This window comes from Streptomyces sp. NPDC055099 (genome assembly GCF_053607685.1).
This window is the reverse complement of record NZ_JBSGUA010000007.1, coordinates 156,964-172,638: the sequence shown is the minus strand read 5'-3', so window position 1 is coordinate 172,638 and position 15,675 is coordinate 156,964. Positions and strand designations below refer to the sequence as shown.

The following is a 15,675-nucleotide window of genomic DNA, read 5'->3' as shown; positions in this document are numbered from 1 at the left end:
GCAACCGGCGGGCAACCCTCCGCCGGGCCCTGGCGTCCCAGACTGCAACCGCCGAGGGGGAAAGAAAATGAGCGACGACGACACGCGGTCGGCCGCGGAGGCCGACGGCCATGCGGGTCGCGGGGCTGCCGTGGTGGTCGGCGGCGGTCTCGCCGGCATCACCGCGGCGCTGTCCCTCGCCGACGCGGGGCTGCGTGTGACGCTGCTCGAAGGACGGCCGCGCCTCGGCGGTCTCGCCTTCTCCTTCAAGCGCGGCGAGCTGACCGTCGACAACGGCCAGCACGTCTATCTGCGCTGCTGCACCGCCTACCGCTGGTTCCTCGACCGCGTCGACGGCGCTGCCCTCGCGCCCTTGCAGGAACGTCTCGACGTGCCCGTACTCGACGCCGACCGCAACCGGCTCGGGCGCCTGCGCCGCACCGCGCTGCCCGTGCCGCTGCACCTGGCGGCGAGCCTCGCCACGTACCCGCATCTGTCGCTCGCGGAGCGCGCCAACGTGGGCCGCGCCGCGCTCGCCCTCAAGGGACTCGACCCGGCCGACCCCAAGCTGGACGGCCAGGACTTCGGCAGCTGGCTGGCCGGGCACGGTCAGTCGGCGCGCGCCATCGAGGCGCTGTGGGACCTGGTCGGCGTGGCCACGCTGAACGCCGTCGCGGGGGACTCCTCGCTGGGGCTGGCGGCGATGGTCTTCAAGACCGGGCTGCTCTCGCAGCCGGGCGCCGCCGACATCGGCTGGGCACATGTGCCCCTCGGTGATCTCCATGACACGCTCGCCCGCAAGGCGCTCGACTCCGCGGGCGTGCGAACCGAACTGAGGACACGCGTCACCTCCATCTCCCGTACGGAGAACGGGGGTTGGCAGGTCGAAGTTCCCGGCGAGACGCTCGAGGCGGAGACCGTCGTGCTCGCGGTGCCGCAGCACGAGGCCCACGACCTGCTCCCGGACGGCGCCCTGGACGAGCCCGACCGGCTGCTCGACATCGACACCGCGCCGATCCTCAACATCCACGTCGTGTACGACCGCAAGGTGCTCAAGCGGCCGTTCTTCGCGGCCATCGGCTCGCCGGTGCAGTGGGTCTTCGACCGGACCGACGCCTCCGGACTCACCGAGGGCCAGTACGTCGCGCTGTCCCAGTCCGCCGCCCAGGACGAGATCGACGCACCCGTCGCCGCGCTGCGCGAGCGCTATCTGCCGGAGCTGGAGCGGCTGCTGCCCGCCGCGCACGGCGCGGAGGTACGGGACTTCTTCGTGACCCGGGAGCGCACGGCGACCTTCGCGCCGACTCCCGGTGTGGGCCGGCTGCGGCCCGGTGCTCGCACCAAGGCTCCCGGCCTGTATCTGGCCGGGGCGTGGACCGCCACGGGGTGGCCCGCGACCATGGAGAGCGCCGTGCGCAGTGGCATCAGTGCCGCCGGGGCCGCTCTCTCCGCTCTCGACCGCCCACGCGATCACCTCTTCGACGTCGAGGAGGCCGCGTGAAGCCAGCCCTCCTGGGGTCAGGTCCCCAGGAATCCAGCACCGGAACAACCAGTACCGGAACAAGAGGAGAGACTGTGCCGACTGTGCCCTCGGCCGAACCGGCTGCCGACACGGTGGACGTGACCTCACTGCTCGAGCGCGGAAGGACGCTGGCGACCCCGGTGCTGCGGTCCGCCGTGGACCGCCTCGCACCACCCATGGACACCGTCGCCGCCTACCACTTCGGCTGGATTGACGCCGAGGGCAACCCGTCGGACGGCGACGGCGGCAAGGCCGTGCGCCCCGCGCTCGCCCTGCTCTCCGCGGAGGCGGCGGGGGCCGCGCCGGAGGTCGGCGTGCCCGGAGCTGTCGCCGTCGAACTGGTGCACAACTTCTCGCTGCTGCACGACGACCTCATGGACGGCGACGAGCAGCGCAGGCACCGCGACACGGTGTGGAAGGTGCACGGCCCGGCCCAGGCCATCCTCGTCGGCGACGCCCTCTTCGCGCTCGCCAACGAGATCCTCCTGGAGATCGGCACCGTCGAGGCGGGCCGCGCCACGCGCCGTCTGACCACCGCGACCCGTGCCCTGATCGACGGCCAGGCGCAGGACATCTCCTACGAGCACCGCGAGCGGGTCACCGTCGAGGAGTGCCTGGAGATGGAGGGCAACAAGACCGGCGCCCTGCTCGCCTGTGCGGTCTCCATCGGCGCGGTCCTCGGCGGCGCCGACGACCACACCGCCGACGTCCTGGAGAAGTACGGCTACCACCTCGGCCTCGCCTTCCAGGCCGTGGACGATCTGCTCGGCATCTGGGGCGACCCGGAGTCCACCGGCAAGCAGACCTGGAGCGACCTGCGCCAGCGCAAGAAGTCCCTGCCGGTGGTGGCCGCGCTCGCCGCGGGCGGGCCCGCCTCCGAGCAGCTCGCCGAGCTGCTCGCGGCCGACGCCAAGAGCAACGACTTCGACAGCTTCTCCGAGGAGGAGTTCGCCGCGCGCGCCGCCCTGATCGAGCAGGCGGGCGGCCGCGAGTGGACCGCCGAGGAGGCCCGGCGCCAGCACACCATCGCCATCGAGGCCCTGGACACCGTCCAGATGCCGGACCGGGTACGGGCGCAGCTCGTCGCGCTCGCCGATTTCGTCGTCGTACGAAAGAGATGATCACTATCGGGCACATATGACTCGCAGTCGCCGGCCGGCGCCCAGCGCGTCGGCCGACGGCGGACCCACAGCAGAGAAGACGACTGCACGAAGGGGAAGCCATGACAGCGACGACCGACGGAAGCACCGGAGCGGCGACGCCCCGCGCAACCTCGGCCAGCCAGCCACTCGACCACGCCGCCGCGACAGCAGGGCCACATGACGCCGCCGCGCGCGCCATACAACGCTCCACCGAGTTCCTGCTGGGACAGCAGGACGCCCAGGGATGGTGGAAGGGCGACCTCGACACGAACGTGACGATGGACGCCGAAGATCTGCTGCTCCGTCAGTTCCTGGGCATCCGGGACGAGAAGACCACGCGCGCCGCCGCGCTCTTCATCCGCGGCGAGCAGCGCGAGGACGGGACCTGGGCCACCTTCTTCGGCGGCCCCGGCGAGCTCTCCACCACCATCGAGGCGTACGTCGCGCTGCGCCTGGCGGGCGACGCCCCCGACGACCCGCACATGGCGAAGGCCTCCGCCTGGATCCGCGACCAGGGCGGCATCGCCGAGAGCCGCGTCTTCACCCGCATCTGGCTCGCCCTGTTCGGCTGGTGGAAGTGGGACGACCTGCCCGAACTCCCGCCGGAGCTCATCTACTTCCCCAAGTGGCTGCCCCTCAACATCTACGACTTCGGGTGCTGGGCCCGGCAGACGATCGTGCCGCTCACGGTCGTCTCCGCCAAGCGCCCTGTGCGCCCCGCGCCCTTCCCGCTGGACGAGCTGCACACCGACGTGCGGGTCCCGAACCCGGACAAGCCGCTTGCTCCGCTGGGGAGTTGGGACGGTGTCTTCCAGCGTCTCGACAAGGCGCTGCACCTCTACCACAAGGTCGCGCCGCGCAAGGTGCGCAAGGCCGCGATGAACAGTGCCGCTCGCTGGATCATCGAACGCCAGGAGAACGACGGCTGCTGGGGCGGCATCCAGCCGCCCGCCGTCTACTCCGTGATCGCGCTGCACCTGCTCGGCTACGACCTGGAACATCCGGTCCTCAAGGCGGGCCTGGAATCCCTCGACCGGTTCGCGGTGTGGCGCGAGGACGGCGCACGGATGATCGAGGCGTGTCAGTCGCCGGTCTGGGACACCTGCCTGGCGACCATCGCCCTCGCCGACGCGGGCGTGCCCGCCGACCACCCGCAGCTCATCAAGGCCGCGGACTGGATGCTCGCCGAAGAGATCGCGCGGCCCGGAGACTGGGCCGTCCGCAGGCCCCAACTGGCCCCCGGCGGCTGGGCGTTCGAGTTCCACAACGACAACTACCCCGACATCGACGACACCGCCGAGGTCATCCTGGCCCTGCGCCGCGTCGACCATCCGGACCGCGCGCGCATGGAGAACGCGATCGGCCGCGGCGTGCGCTGGACCCTGGGCATGCAGTCCAGGAACAACGCCTGGGCCGCCTTCGACGCCGACAACACCAGCCCGTTCCCCAACCGGCTGCCGTTCTGCGACTTCGGAGAGGTCATCGACCCGCCGTCGGCCGACGTCACCGGGCACGTCGTCGAGATGCTCGCCATCGAGGGCAAGGCACACGATCCGCGCACCCGGCGCGGCATCGAGTGGCTGCTCGCCGAACAGGAGCCGGACGGTTCCTGGCTCGGCCGCTGGGGCGTCAACTACGTATACGGGACAGGGTCCGTGGTGCCCGCGCTCACCGCCGCGGGCCTGCCGGGATCACACCCCGCGCTGCGCCGCGCCGTCACCTGGCTGGAGTCCGTGCAGAACGACGACGGAGGCTGGGGCGAGGACCTGCGCTCCTACCGCTACGAGGAGTGGCGGGGCCACGGCGTCTCCACCGCCTCTCAGACCGCCTGGGCGCTGCTCGCGCTGCTCGCCGCCGGAGAGCGGGACTCCAAGGCAGTGGAGCGGGGCATCACCTGGCTCGCCGAGACACAGCGGGCCGACGGCTCCTGGGACGAGCCGTACTTCACCGGCACCGGCTTCCCCTGGGACTTCTCCATCAACTACCACCTCTACCGGCAGGTCTTCCCGCTCACCGCCCTTGGCCGGTACGTCAACGGAGAGCCGTTCGCCGGCCTCTCCGTCAAGGGGGGTTGATGGAGAAGCCCCCGGCCGCGCCGGACCCCGCACCGCTGCTGATCGCCTGCGCGCTCGGCATCGAGCACCTCGCCCTGCGCACGGGCGACCGCGGGGGCGCGCACGGACGGGTCACCCTGCTCCGTACGGGCATGGGCCCCAAGAACGCCGAGCGCGCCGTCACCGGCGCCCTCGGCAGGGAACCGCTGCGCCACGCCGCCGTCGTGGCCACCGGTTTCTGCGCCGGGCTCGCCCCCGGCATGCACCCCGGCGACCTGATCGTCGCCGACGAGACCCGCGACGCACATGGCCACACGCCCTGCGTCGGCACCGATCTGCTGGTCAAGGAGCTGGAGCGGGCCGTTCCCGGCCGCGCCGTGCACACCGGCCCGCTCACCGGATCCGACCACGTCGTCCGAGGGCACGAACGTGCCGGCCTGCTCGCCACGGGAGCGATCGCGGTGGACATGGAGTCCGCCGCGACCCTGCACAGCGCGCTGCGGGCGGGAGACCGTCCTGTTGCCGCCGTCCGGGTGGTCGTGGACGCCCCACAGCACGAACTCGTCCGCATCGGCACGGTGCGCGGTGGAATATCGGCTTTCCGTGTTCTTCGCGCCGTGCTTCCCGCATTTTTCGAATGGCACCGTTCTTCTTTGCTCCCACGGAGGTGAGCCAGATGGCCATGCCGCTGCGCCAGACCATCAAGGTCGCGACGTATCTCTTTGAACAAAAGCTCCGCAAGCGTGAGAAGTTTCCGCTGATCGTCGAGTTGGAGCCGCTCTTCGCGTGCAACCTCGCGTGCGAGGGATGCGGCAAGATCCAGCACCCGGCCGGTGTGCTCAAGCAGCGCATGCCGGTGGCCCAGGCCGTCGGTGCCGTCCTTGAGTCCGGTGCGCCGATGGTGTCCATCGCCGGTGGCGAGCCGCTGATGCACCCTCACATGGACGAGATCGTGCGGCAGTTGGTGGCCAAGAAGAAGTACGTCTTCCTCTGCACCAACGCCATGCTGCTGCGCAAGAAGCTGGACAAGTTCACGCCTTCCCCGTACTTCGCGTTCGCCGTGCACATCGACGGGATGCGGGAGCGGCACGACGAATCCGTCGCGAAGGAGGGTGTGTTCGACGAGGCGGTGGCGGCCATCAAGGAAGCCAAGAAGCGCGGCTTCCGGGTCACGACCAACTCGACCTTCTTCAGCAACGACACCCCGCAGAACATCATCGAGGTCCTCAACTACCTCAACGACGAGCTGCAGGTCGACGAGATGATGCTCTCGCCCGCCTACGCCTACGAAAAGGCTCCCGACCAGGAGCACTTCCTGGGCGTCGAGCAGACCCGCGAACTCTTCAAGAAGGCTTTCGCGGGTGGCAACAGGCGGCGCTGGCGCCTGAACCACTCGCCGCTGTTCCTCGACTTCCTGGAGGGCAAGGCGGACTTCCCGTGCACCGCGTGGGCGATCCCGAACTACTCGCTCTTCGGCTGGCAGCGCCCCTGCTACCTGATGAGCGACGGGTACGTCCCGACGTACAAGGAGCTCATCGAGGAGACCGACTGGGACAAGTACGGCCGCGGCAAGGACCCGCGGTGCGCCAACTGCATGGCGCACTGCGGCTACGAGCCGACCGCCGTCCTCGCCACCATGGGCTCCCTGAAGGAGTCCATCCGTGCCGCCCGTGAGACGGTCTCCGCGAACCGCGCGGGGTGACGTCGTGACCCCTGGAACGCCTGTCGCACTGGGCCTTCCTGAGCTGCCGGTCCGGCCGGTCGCGGAGCGCCGCCTCTCGCGGCGCATCGAGGTCGGTCCGGTGGCGGTGGGGGGCGGGGCGCCGGTGTCGGTGCAGTCGATGACGACGACGCGTACGTCCGACATCGGCGCGACGCTGCAGCAGATTGCCGAACTGACCGCGTCGGGCTGTCAGATCGTGCGGGTGGCGTGTCCGACGCAGGATGACGCGGACGCGTTGTCGACGATCGCGCGCAAGTCGCAGATCCCGGTGATTGCGGACATTCACTTCCAGCCGAAGTACGTGTTCGCGGCGATCGACGCCGGGTGTGCGGCGGTCCGTGTGAATCCGGGCAACATCAAGCAGTTCGACGACAAGGTCAAGGAGATCGCGCGGGCCGCGAACGACGCGGGCACCCCGATCCGTATCGGGGTGAACGCGGGCTCGCTGGACGCGCGTCTTCTCAAGAAGTACGGCAAGGCCACTCCGGAGGCGCTGGTCGAGTCGGCGCTGTGGGAGGCGTCGCTCTTCGAGGAGCACGGTTTCCGGGACATCAAGATCTCGGTCAAGCACAACGACCCGGTGGTCATGGTCAACGCCTACCGGCAGCTGGCCGCGGCCTGCGACTACCCGCTGCACCTCGGCGTGACCGAGGCCGGACCGGCGTTCCAGGGCACGATCAAGTCGGCGGTGGCCTTCGGCGCGCTGCTCTCCGAGGGGATCGGCGACACCATCCGGGTCTCCCTCTCGGCGCCGCCGGTGGAGGAGATCAAGGTCGGTCTGCAGATCCTGGAGTCCCTCAATCTCAAGCCGCGCCGCCTGGAGATCGTCTCCTGCCCGTCCTGCGGGCGGGCGCAGGTCGATGTGTACAAGCTGGCCGAAGAGGTCACCGCGGGCCTGGACGGCATGGAGGTGCCGTTGCGGGTCGCCGTCATGGGGTGTGTCGTGAACGGGCCGGGGGAGGCCCGCGAGGCCGACCTCGGCGTCGCGTCCGGCAACGGCAAGGGGCAGATCTTCGTCAAGGGTGAGGTCATCAAGACCGTCCCCGAGTCGAAGATCGTGGAGACCCTCATCGAAGAGGCCATGAAGATCGCCGAACAGATGCAGGAAGACGGCGTCACCTCAGGGGTGCCGGACGTCACCGTGAGCTGAGTTCCACCAGAGAGGGGGCCGAGCATGACCATTCTGGAATCCATCCGGGGGCCGCGTGACCTGAAGGCACTGACCGAGGACGAGCTCGACGAACTGGCCGAGGAGGTCCGGGAGTTCCTGGTGCACGCGGTCGCCAGGACCGGAGGTCACCTCGGCCCCAATCTGGGGGTGGTGGAACTCTCCATCGCCCTCCACCGGGTCTTCGAGTCGCCGCTCGACCGCATCGTGTGGGACACCGGACACCAGAGCTACGTGCACAAACTCCTGACCGGCCGACAGGACTTCTCCAAGCTGCGCGGCAAGGGCGGCCTCTCCGGCTACCCCTCGCGCGCCGAGTCCGAGCACGACATCGTCGAGAACAGCCACGCCTCGACGGCGCTCGGCTGGGCCGACGGCCTGGCCAAGGCGCGCCAGGTCCTGGGGGAGCGGGGCCATGTCGTCGCCGTCATCGGGGACGGGGCGCTGACCGGCGGCATGGCATGGGAGGCGCTCAACAACATCGCGGCTGCGAAGGACCGGCCGTTGATCATCGTCGTCAACGACAACGAACGTTCGTACGCGCCCACCATCGGCGGCCTCGCCGACCACCTCGCCACGCTGCGTACGACCGACAGCTACGAACAGGTCCTGGCCTGGGGCAAGGACATACTCCAGCGCACACCTGTCATCGGCCACACGCTGTACGAGTCGCTGCACGGCGCCAAGAAGGGGTTCAAGGACGCCTTCGCGCCGCAGGGCATGTTCGAGGACCTGGGCCTGAAATACGTCGGGCCGATCGACGGGCACGACACCGGGGCGGTCGAGTCGGCACTGCGTCGTGCGAAACGCTTCCACGGCCCCGTCATCGTCCACTGCCTCACCGAGAAAGGCCGCGGCTACGAACCCGCGCTCGCCGACGAGGCCGACCGTTTCCACACGGTCGGCGTGATGGACCCGCTGACCTGCGAGCCCCTCGCGCCCTCCAACGGCCCGTCCTGGACCTCGGTGTTCGGCGACGAGATCGTACGCATCGGCGCCGAGCGGGAGGACGTGGTCGCGATCACCGCGGCCATGCTGGGCCCGGTCGGTCTGACGAAGTTCGCCCAGTCCTACCCCGACCGGGTGTGGGACGTCGGGATCGCGGAACAGCACGCCACCGTGTCGGCCGCCGGACTCGCGACAGGCGGTCTGCACCCCGTGGTCGCCGTCTACGCCACTTTCCTCAACCGGGCCTTCGACCAGCTGCTGATGGATGTCGCGCTGCACGAGTGCGGCGTCACCTTCGTCCTGGACCGGGCCGGGGTCACGGGCGTCGACGGCGCCTCGCACAACGGCATGTGGGACATGTCGATCCTCCAGGTCGTGCCGGGGCTGCGGATCGCCGCGCCGCGCGACGCCGACCAACTGCGCGCGCAACTACGGGAAGCGGTCGCCGTGGACGACGCGCCGACGCTGCTCCGCTTCCCCAAGGAGTCGGTGGGCCCCGCCATCCCCGCGGTGGACCGGATCGGCGGCATGGACGTGCTGAGCCAGGACGCCGACGCCGATGTGCTCCTCGTGGCGGTCGGCGTGATGGCGCCCGTCTGCCTGCAGGCAGCGGATCTGCTGCGGGAGCGGGGCCTGACCTGCACCGTGGTCGACCCGCGCTGGGTCAAGCCGGTCGACGCCGAGCTGCCCCCGCTGGCCGCACGGCACCGCGTCGTGGGGGTCGTGGAGGACAACAGCCGGGCCTCCGGGGTCGGCGCGGCGACCGCCCTCGCACTGGGCGACGCCGAAGTCGACGTACCCGTACGGCGGTTCGGCATCCCCGAGCAGTTCCTCGCGCACGCCAAGCGGGCCGAGGTGCTCGCGGACATCGGGCTCACCCCCGTCGAGATCGCGGGGCGGATCAGCGCCACCCTGGCAGCCAAGGAGCACGGAGCATGACCAAGGAGTTCGACCTCGGCAGACTCCTCGCCGAGCGGGGCGCCGAGCGCTACGAACTGCACGCGCGGCACCTGAACCATCAGCTGCCGCGCATGCTGCACACCATCGGCTTCGACAAGGTCTACGAACGGGCCGAGGGCGCGTACTTCTGGGACGCCGAGGGCAACGACTACCTCGACATGCTCGCTGGCTTCGGGGTGATGGGCCTCGGCCGCCACCATCCCGTCGTACGCAAGGCGCTGCACGACGTCCTGGACGCCTCGCTCGCCGACCTGACGCGCTTCGACTGCCAGCCGCTGCCCGGCCTGCTCGCCGAGAAGCTGCTCACCCACAGCCCCCACCTGGACCGGGTCTTCTTCGGCAACAGCGGCACGGAGGCCGTCGAGACCGCCCTGAAGTTCGCGCGGTACGCGACAGGCAGGCCCAGGGTGCTCTACTGCACGCACGCCTTCCACGGCCTGACCACCGGCTCGCTCTCGGTCAACGGCGAGTCGGGCTTCCGGGACGGATTCGCACCCCTGCTGCCCGACACCGCCGTGCCGCTCGGCGACCTGGACGCCCTGCGCGCGGAGCTGGCCAAGGGCGACGTCGCCGGGCTCATCGTCGAGCCCATCCAGGGCAAGGGCGTGCACGAGACGCCGCCCGGCTATCTGCGCGCCGCCCAGGAGCTGCTCCACCGGCACAAGGCGCTGCTCATCGCCGACGAGGTGCAGACGGGCCTCGGCAGGACCGGCGACTTCTACGCCTACCAGCACGAGGAGGGCGTCGAGCCGGACCTGGTGTGCGTCGCGAAGGCGCTCTCCGGCGGCTATGTGCCGGTGGGCGCGACCCTGGGCAAGGACTGGATCTTCAAGAAGGTCTACTCGTCCATGGACCGGGTGCTCGTGCACTCGGCGAGCTTCGGGTCCAACGCGCAGGCCATGGCGGCCGGGCTCGCGGTCCTGGCCGTCATGGAGGACGAGAAGACCGTCGAGAACGCGCGCGTGACCGGCGAGCTCCTGAAGGCGCGGCTCGGCGCCCTCGTCGACCGCTACGAGCTGCTGAGCGAGGTGCGCGGCCGGGGCCTGATGGTCGGCATCGAGTTCGGGCGCCCCAAGTCACTGAAACTGCGCGGCCGTTGGACCATGCTGCAGGCGGCGCGCAAGGGGCTCTTCGCGCAGATGGTCGTCGTGCCGCTGCTCCAGAAGCACCGCATCCTCACCCAGGTCTCCGGCGACCATCTTGAGGTCATCAAGCTGATCCCGCCGCTGACCGTCGGGGAGCGGGAGGTCGACCGGTTCGTGGAGGCCTTCACCGCCGTGATGGACGAGGCGCACAGCGGGGGCGGGCTGATGTGGGACTTCGGCAGGACACTGGTGAAGCAGGCGGTCGCGAACCGCTGAGGCGGGAGGGCGAGCGCAGGCGGGCTTTTGCCTCTGGGGCAAGAAAGTTGCCTCGGGGGCAAGAGCCTGGCTCAATCAGGGTATGAGCAATGCCGAGCCAGAACCGCTCGACCCGGAGGCCGCCGAGGCGCTGCCCGCCGTCGCCCCGCAGCTGCGTGAGCTGCGGCGCCGTGCCGCACTGACGCTGGAGGCCGCCGCCCGCACCGCCGGGCTCTCGCCCGCCCATCTCTCCCGCCTGGAGACCGGGCAGCGCCAGCCGTCACTGCCGATGCTGCTCGCCCTCGCCCGCACCTACGGTACGACGGTCTCCGAGCTGCTCGGCGAGAAGCCCGCCGACCGGGACGCGATCGTCCGCGCCTCGGACATGGAACCGACACGGGCGGGCGGCTGGACCTACTGGCAGGCGGGCGCGCAGGCCCGGGGCATGCAGGCGCTGCGGGTGCACGTGCCGCACGGCGCGCAGGGCGACATCGTGCGCGTCCACCCCGGCGAGGAGTGGCTCTACGTCCTCCAGGGGCGCCTTCGGCTGCGGCTCGGCGACACCACGTACACGCTCGAACCGGGGGACAGCGCGCACTTCGACTCGTTGACCCCGCACCGGATCGCCGCCGCGGACCACCTCGGCACCGACCTGCTCTTCGTCCACACCCTGCTGCAGAGTCCCGCCACCGCGCTGTGCCTCGGCGGGACCCCGCACAGCCCCACCCTGGGAGACACGCGATGACGGAACCCGAAGCGCGGCAGCCCGAGCCGGCCGTCCCCGCCAAGAAGGCCATGTCCATGGAGGAGAAGCTCCCCCGTGCGCTGTGGATCCGGCTGATCATCTACGTCGCCGTGGGCCACGTGTTCGCGGCCTTCATCTACCTGCTGTTCACGCTGGGCGCGCAGAACCAGTGACGGTGAGGCCGGTGGGGAGCGTCAGTCCAGGAGGTGCTCGCGCAGCCGCTCGCGGGTCTCGGGGGCCAGCTTGAGGCCCTCGGTGAGGTAGGTCTCCGTGTCGCCCCAGGTCTGCTCGATCGTCTCGAAGGCCGCGGCCAGATACTCGGCGCGGGCCTCGAAGAGCGGGCTGAGGAGCTGCATGACCTCGGGGGACATCGCGTTCGGGGAGCTGTCGCTGCGGCGCACCTTGTAGCGGCGGTGGGTGGCGTTCGACTCCAGGTAGTCCGCCTCGATGGCGTCGCGCTCGACGCCGACGGCGAGGAGCGTGACGGCTATCGAGAGGCCCGCGCGGTCCTTGCCCGCCGCGCAGTGCATCAGGGCGGGCACGCTGTCCGCGGCCATCTCGTGCAGCACCCGGCTGTGCTCGGCGGTGCGGTCCCTGATGATCTCGCGGTACGTGTCGGAGAGGCGCCCCGCGGCCTGCCCCTCGGAGAGCGCCGCGCGGAGCTGGTCCAGGTCGCCGTCGCGGACCATCGTCCAGAACTCGGCGCCGTGGGCCGGGTCGGTCAGCGGCAGGTTCACGTTGCGTACGCCGGGCAGCTCGACGTCCGGGCCCTCGAGCCGCTGGTCGGCCGCGTTGCGGAAGTCGTAGATCGTGTGCAGGCCCAGGGTGGAGAGGAACGCGGCGTCGGCGGCGGTGGCGTGCGCGAGGTGACCGCTGCGGAAGAGCCGGCCGGGGCGCACCCGGCGGCCGTCCACGGTCGGAAGCCCGCCCACGTCACGGAAGTTGCGGACTCCGGCCAGCTCGGGCTCCGCCTGCTCGGTCGTCGTCAGCTCTGTCGGCGGGACCTGCTGCGTCACGGGGGCTCCTCCGGTCCGGGCGCCGGCGCGACTCGCCGGTCGGGGTGGGACTTCGACCATACGACATGGGTACCTGAGGCAATCACTGCCGGTGCATGAGCGTTGCCTCACAGGTGAACCCCCTCGCGGCAGCGGAGCGTTGCCGCCTATTCCTGGCTTGGACGAAACTTGACCGGTGGCTTATCTCACCCCCCGTCAACCCCTCCCTACGGTGGCGTAGGTCACTTGGTGAGGTGAAAGATGTGACGACGTGAGAGCAGAGTCGACATCCTTCATCCCTGACACATTCACCTCCTACGCAGCGGTCGGCGACAGCTTCACCGAAGGCGTGGGGGACCCCGGTCCCGACGGCGCGTTCGTCGGCTGGGCCGACCGCCTCGCGGTGCTGCTCGACGACCGGCTGCCGGAGCACACCTTCCGGTACGCCAACCTCGCCGTGCGCGGCAAGCTGCTCGACCAGATCGTCGCGGACCAGGTCCCCCTGGCCAAGAAGCTGGGCCCCGACCTGCTGACGTTCTGCGCGGGCGGCAACGACATCATCCGGCCCGGCACCGACCCGGACGAGGTCGCCGAGCGGTTCGAGCGGGCCGTCGTCGACCTCACCTCGTCGGTCGACACGGTCATGGTGACCACGGGGTTCGACACCCGCGGGGTCCCGGTCCTCAAGCACCTGCGCGGCAAGATCGCCACGTACAACGGCCATGTCCGCGCGATCGCCGACCGTTACGGCTGTCCGGTCCTCGACCTGTGGTCCCTCAAGACCATCCAGGACCGTCGTGCCTGGGACGGCGACCGCCTCCACCTCTCCGCCGAGGGCCACACCCGGGTGGCGCTGCGCGCGGCCCAGGTCCTCGGCCTGGAGGTCCCCGCCGATCCGGACCAGCCGTGGCCGCCGGAGCCGCCGCGCGGCACGCTGGAAGTGCGGCGCGACGACATCAACTGGGCGCGCGAGTACCTGGTTCCGTGGTTCGGGCGGCGGCTGCGCGGGGAGTCGTCGGGGGACCACGTGGAGGCCAAGGGGAGCGTGGACCCGTACACCGTCAGGATGCACATCAAGTCGGCGTCCTGAAGGGGGCGCCCGGGGAGGGCGATTCGAGCGGGGCCAGGCCCAGTTCGCGGTCCAGGGCCTCGTCCACCCACGCCAGCATGCGGGCGCGGGACAGCGCACCCTCGTAGGCCGTCATCTGCACCGCCAGGCCGTCGAGCAGGGCCGTGAGGCGCAGGGCCGTGGCCCGGGGGTCCGCGCAGGTGAACTCGCCCGCGTCGACGCCCTCCCCGATGACCTCCGCGAGGGCGGCCTTCCACTGCTGGTCCAGGTCGCGCGTCACCGAGCGCAGGGTGGGCTCGCGCAGCGCGGCGGACCAGCCCTCGATCCAGAGGCGCCAGCCCTTGGCCTGGCCGGTGGGGGCGTACCACCGGGCGGCGGCGCGCAGGCGGCGCAGGGCCGTGGTGCGGCGGCCCAGAAGGGCGCGCAGATGCGCCAGATCGGCCTCCGCGGCGTGCGCGAAGGCCGCTGCCACCAGCTTCTCCTTCGTGGAGAAGTGGTACAGGACCAGCGCGTTGCTCACCCCGAGCGCCGCGGCCACATCCGCGATGCGTACGGCCGCCACACCGCGTACCTCGATCTGTTCGACGGTGGCGGCAAGGAGTTCCGCCCGCCGTTCCGCCACGCTCAACCGCACTCTCGCCACGCCGGGCAGCCTACCCAGCTCCCGCTACGGGTTCGCGTACCAGCCGAAGCGCTCCCCGATCACCGGCAGCCGGTCGGCGACCAGCGCGTGGGCGGCCGTGCGCGGCGTCGTGCCGTCCGCTTCCGCGCGCCGCAGCATCACGTCGACCAGGGCCCGCATCGAGCGGCGCGTGTGCGCGAAGGCCTCGTCCGCGTCGGGGCCGATGTCGCCGAAGAGCGTCCACCACCACCAGGCGTTGGTACCGGAGTTGACGACGACATCGGGAAGGACGGTGATGCCCCGCTGTGCGAGAAGGTGCTCCGCCTCGGGCAGCACCGGCATGTTGGCCGCCTCGGCGATCCAACGGGCCGTGATCCGCGCCTGGTTGGTCCGGTCGACGGCGTACGACACCGCCGCGGGGACGAGGATCTCCGCCTCCGTGGACAGCCAGGCCTCGCCCGGGAGTTCGCGGTCTGTGGGCCGCAGGGCGGAGCGGTCCACCGTGCCGTGCGCGTCCCGGGCGGCCAGCAGCGCCTCCACGTCGAGCCCCGCCGGGTCGGCGATCGTGCCCTTGATGTCGGCGACGGCCACGATGCTCAGGCCCGCGCGCGCGAGGAACCGCGCGGTCGCGCCGCCCATGGTGCCCAGGCCCTGTACGGCCACGCGCGCGCCCGCGTGCGCGTGCCCCGCGCGGTCGAGGGCCGCGAGGACCGCTTCGGCGACGCCGTGCCCGCCGACCAGCTCGGCGAGACCGATCCCGTCGACCTGCACGGCGAACGCGTCCGCCAGGCGCTTCCTGGCCGCCGCCTCGTCGTCCAGGAGGGGGTAGACGGCCTGGACGGAAGAGATCAGGCCTGCTTCCGCCGCCGCCGCGTCGACCAGCTCCTGGGTCAGCCCCAGGTCCTCGCCCGTCGTCCAGGAGCTCTCCACGTACGGGCGCATCGCCCGCAGGTAGCGGACCAGGACGTCGTACGCCTCCGGGGCGCGCGGATCGCAGTCGATGCCGCCCTTGGCGCCGCCGAGCGGGATGTAGCGGGCGCTGGGGTTGTAGTGCAGGGCTTCTTTCATCGTCATCCCGCGGGCAAGGCCCGTGACCTCGTCGAGGGTGCAGCCGGGGCGCATCCGCAGGCCGCCGCTGCAGACACCGCGTACGAGACGGTCGATGACCAGGAAACCCCGGTGGCCGGTGATGGGATCGGTCCAGGTGAGGGAGAGGAGGGGCGCGGAGGCAGGGGCAGGGGCGGGGATGGTGGCGCGGGGCGCCGGGACTGGGGGCATGGGGGGACTCCTACTGAATGAGGGATCAGTAGGAGTACATCACGCACCTGCGCGCGCGTGGCCGGTGCGGGCCCCTCCGCGTGGCCGGTGCGGTCCCCTCCGGGCGGCCGCTGTCGGAGGCGGTGCACAT

The 15,675-nt window shown here is 71.0% G+C and carries 14 protein-coding genes; 11 read left to right on the top strand and 3 right to left on the bottom strand.

Annotated elements, in window-relative coordinates; translation table 11 throughout:
• Window positions 1–67 precede the first annotated feature (67 nt).
• From hpnE to ACWFRU_RS19540, 10 genes are all read left to right on the top strand, one after another.
• On the top strand, window positions 68–1,480 hold the full coding sequence (gene hpnE / locus ACWFRU_RS19585) for a hydroxysqualene dehydroxylase HpnE (protein ID WP_453688564.1): 1,413 nt from the start codon (window positions 68–70) through the stop codon (window positions 1,478–1,480).
• On the top strand, window positions 1,477–2,622 hold the full coding sequence (locus ACWFRU_RS19580) for a polyprenyl synthetase family protein (protein ID WP_453688562.1): 1,146 nt from the start codon (window positions 1,477–1,479) through the stop codon (window positions 2,620–2,622). The genes hpnE and ACWFRU_RS19580 overlap by 4 nt, the downstream gene beginning before the upstream one ends.
• A gap of 101 nt (window positions 2,623–2,723) precedes the next feature.
• A complete protein-coding gene (gene shc, locus ACWFRU_RS19575) occupies window positions 2,724–4,718 on the top strand; it encodes a squalene--hopene cyclase (RefSeq protein ID WP_453688560.1) in 1,995 nt (664 codons plus the stop codon).
• Window positions 4,718–5,368: a phosphorylase family protein gene (locus ACWFRU_RS19570; protein WP_453688558.1), complete on the top strand. Its 651-nt coding sequence runs from the start codon at window positions 4,718–4,720 to the stop codon at window positions 5,366–5,368. Before shc ends, ACWFRU_RS19570 begins: the two co-directional genes overlap by 1 nt.
• 5 nt (window positions 5,369–5,373) lie before the next feature.
• Complete coding sequence (hpnH, locus tag ACWFRU_RS19565) at window positions 5,374–6,399, top strand: adenosyl-hopene transferase HpnH (RefSeq protein WP_363207556.1); 1,026 nt, start codon at window positions 5,374–5,376, stop codon at window positions 6,397–6,399.
• Between the two features lie 4 nt (window positions 6,400–6,403).
• The gene (gene ispG / locus ACWFRU_RS19560) at window positions 6,404–7,570 is read left to right on the top strand and encodes a flavodoxin-dependent (E)-4-hydroxy-3-methylbut-2-enyl-diphosphate synthase (RefSeq protein WP_453688556.1); all 1,167 of its coding nucleotides are present in this window, start codon (window positions 6,404–6,406) and stop codon (window positions 7,568–7,570) included.
• Between the two features lie 24 nt (window positions 7,571–7,594).
• Entirely contained in the window at window positions 7,595–9,475 is a 1,881-nt protein-coding gene (dxs, locus tag ACWFRU_RS19555) for a 1-deoxy-D-xylulose-5-phosphate synthase (RefSeq protein WP_453688554.1), read from the top strand.
• Complete coding sequence (locus ACWFRU_RS19550) at window positions 9,472–10,857, top strand: aspartate aminotransferase family protein (RefSeq protein WP_453688552.1); 1,386 nt, start codon at window positions 9,472–9,474, stop codon at window positions 10,855–10,857. Before dxs ends, ACWFRU_RS19550 begins: the two co-directional genes overlap by 4 nt.
• Window positions 10,858–10,939: 82 nt before the next feature.
• Window positions 10,940–11,581, top strand: coding sequence for a helix-turn-helix domain-containing protein (locus ACWFRU_RS19545; RefSeq protein WP_453688550.1), 642 nt, complete (start codon window positions 10,940–10,942; stop codon window positions 11,579–11,581).
• A gap of 56 nt (window positions 11,582–11,637) precedes the next feature.
• Window positions 11,638–11,754 carry a DUF6126 family protein gene (locus ACWFRU_RS19540; protein ID WP_453688888.1) on the top strand — a complete coding sequence of 39 codons (117 nt, stop codon included), beginning with the start codon at window positions 11,638–11,640 and terminating at the stop codon, window positions 11,752–11,754.
• Between the two features lie 21 nt (window positions 11,755–11,775).
• Here the strand turns inward: ACWFRU_RS19540 and ACWFRU_RS19535 are convergent, their stop codons facing one another.
• Complete coding sequence (locus tag ACWFRU_RS19535; protein WP_453688548.1) at window positions 11,776–12,597, bottom strand: tyrosine-protein phosphatase; 822 nt, start codon at window positions 12,595–12,597, stop codon at window positions 11,776–11,778.
• A gap of 250 nt (window positions 12,598–12,847) precedes the next feature.
• Between ACWFRU_RS19535 and ACWFRU_RS19530 the strand changes: the two genes are divergently transcribed.
• Window positions 12,848–13,666 carry an SGNH/GDSL hydrolase family protein gene (locus ACWFRU_RS19530; protein WP_453688546.1) on the top strand — a complete coding sequence of 273 codons (819 nt, stop codon included), beginning with the start codon at window positions 12,848–12,850 and terminating at the stop codon, window positions 13,664–13,666.
• Here the strand turns inward: ACWFRU_RS19530 and ACWFRU_RS19525 are convergent.
• Window positions 13,650–14,288 carry a TetR family transcriptional regulator C-terminal domain-containing protein gene (locus ACWFRU_RS19525; RefSeq protein ID WP_453688544.1) on the bottom strand — a complete coding sequence of 213 codons (639 nt, stop codon included), beginning with the start codon at window positions 14,286–14,288 and terminating at the stop codon, window positions 13,650–13,652. The genes ACWFRU_RS19530 and ACWFRU_RS19525 overlap by 17 nt on opposite strands.
• A 24-nt stretch (window positions 14,289–14,312) precedes the next feature.
• Complete coding sequence (locus ACWFRU_RS19520; RefSeq protein WP_453688542.1) at window positions 14,313–15,545, bottom strand: Glu/Leu/Phe/Val dehydrogenase dimerization domain-containing protein; 1,233 nt, start codon at window positions 15,543–15,545, stop codon at window positions 14,313–14,315.
• Between the last annotated feature and the right edge of the window lie 130 nt (window positions 15,546–15,675).

What these genes read in the sequence shown, in the direction of transcription:
- hpnE (WP_453688564.1), top strand. Translation starts at nt 68, where the DNA reads ATGAGCGACGACGACACGCGGTCGGCCGCGGAGGCCGACGGCCATGCG.
- shc (WP_453688560.1), top strand. Translation starts at nt 2,724, where the DNA reads ATGACAGCGACGACCGACGGAAGCACCGGAGCGGCGACGCCCCGCGCA.
- ACWFRU_RS19570 (WP_453688558.1), top strand. Translation starts at nt 4,718, where the DNA reads ATGGAGAAGCCCCCGGCCGCGCCGGACCCCGCACCGCTGCTGATCGCC.
- hpnH (WP_363207556.1), top strand. Translation starts at nt 5,374, where the DNA reads ATGGCCATGCCGCTGCGCCAGACCATCAAGGTCGCGACGTATCTCTTT.
- dxs (WP_453688554.1), top strand. Translation starts at nt 7,595, where the DNA reads ATGACCATTCTGGAATCCATCCGGGGGCCGCGTGACCTGAAGGCACTG.
- ACWFRU_RS19550 (WP_453688552.1), top strand. Translation starts at nt 9,472, where the DNA reads ATGACCAAGGAGTTCGACCTCGGCAGACTCCTCGCCGAGCGGGGCGCC.
- ACWFRU_RS19545 (WP_453688550.1), top strand. Translation starts at nt 10,940, where the DNA reads ATGAGCAATGCCGAGCCAGAACCGCTCGACCCGGAGGCCGCCGAGGCG.
- ACWFRU_RS19540 (WP_453688888.1), top strand. Translation starts at nt 11,638, where the DNA reads ATGGAGGAGAAGCTCCCCCGTGCGCTGTGGATCCGGCTGATCATCTAC.
- ACWFRU_RS19520 (WP_453688542.1), bottom strand. Translation starts at nt 15,545, where the DNA reads ATGCCCCCAGTCCCGGCGCCCCGCGCCACCATCCCCGCCCCTGCCCCT.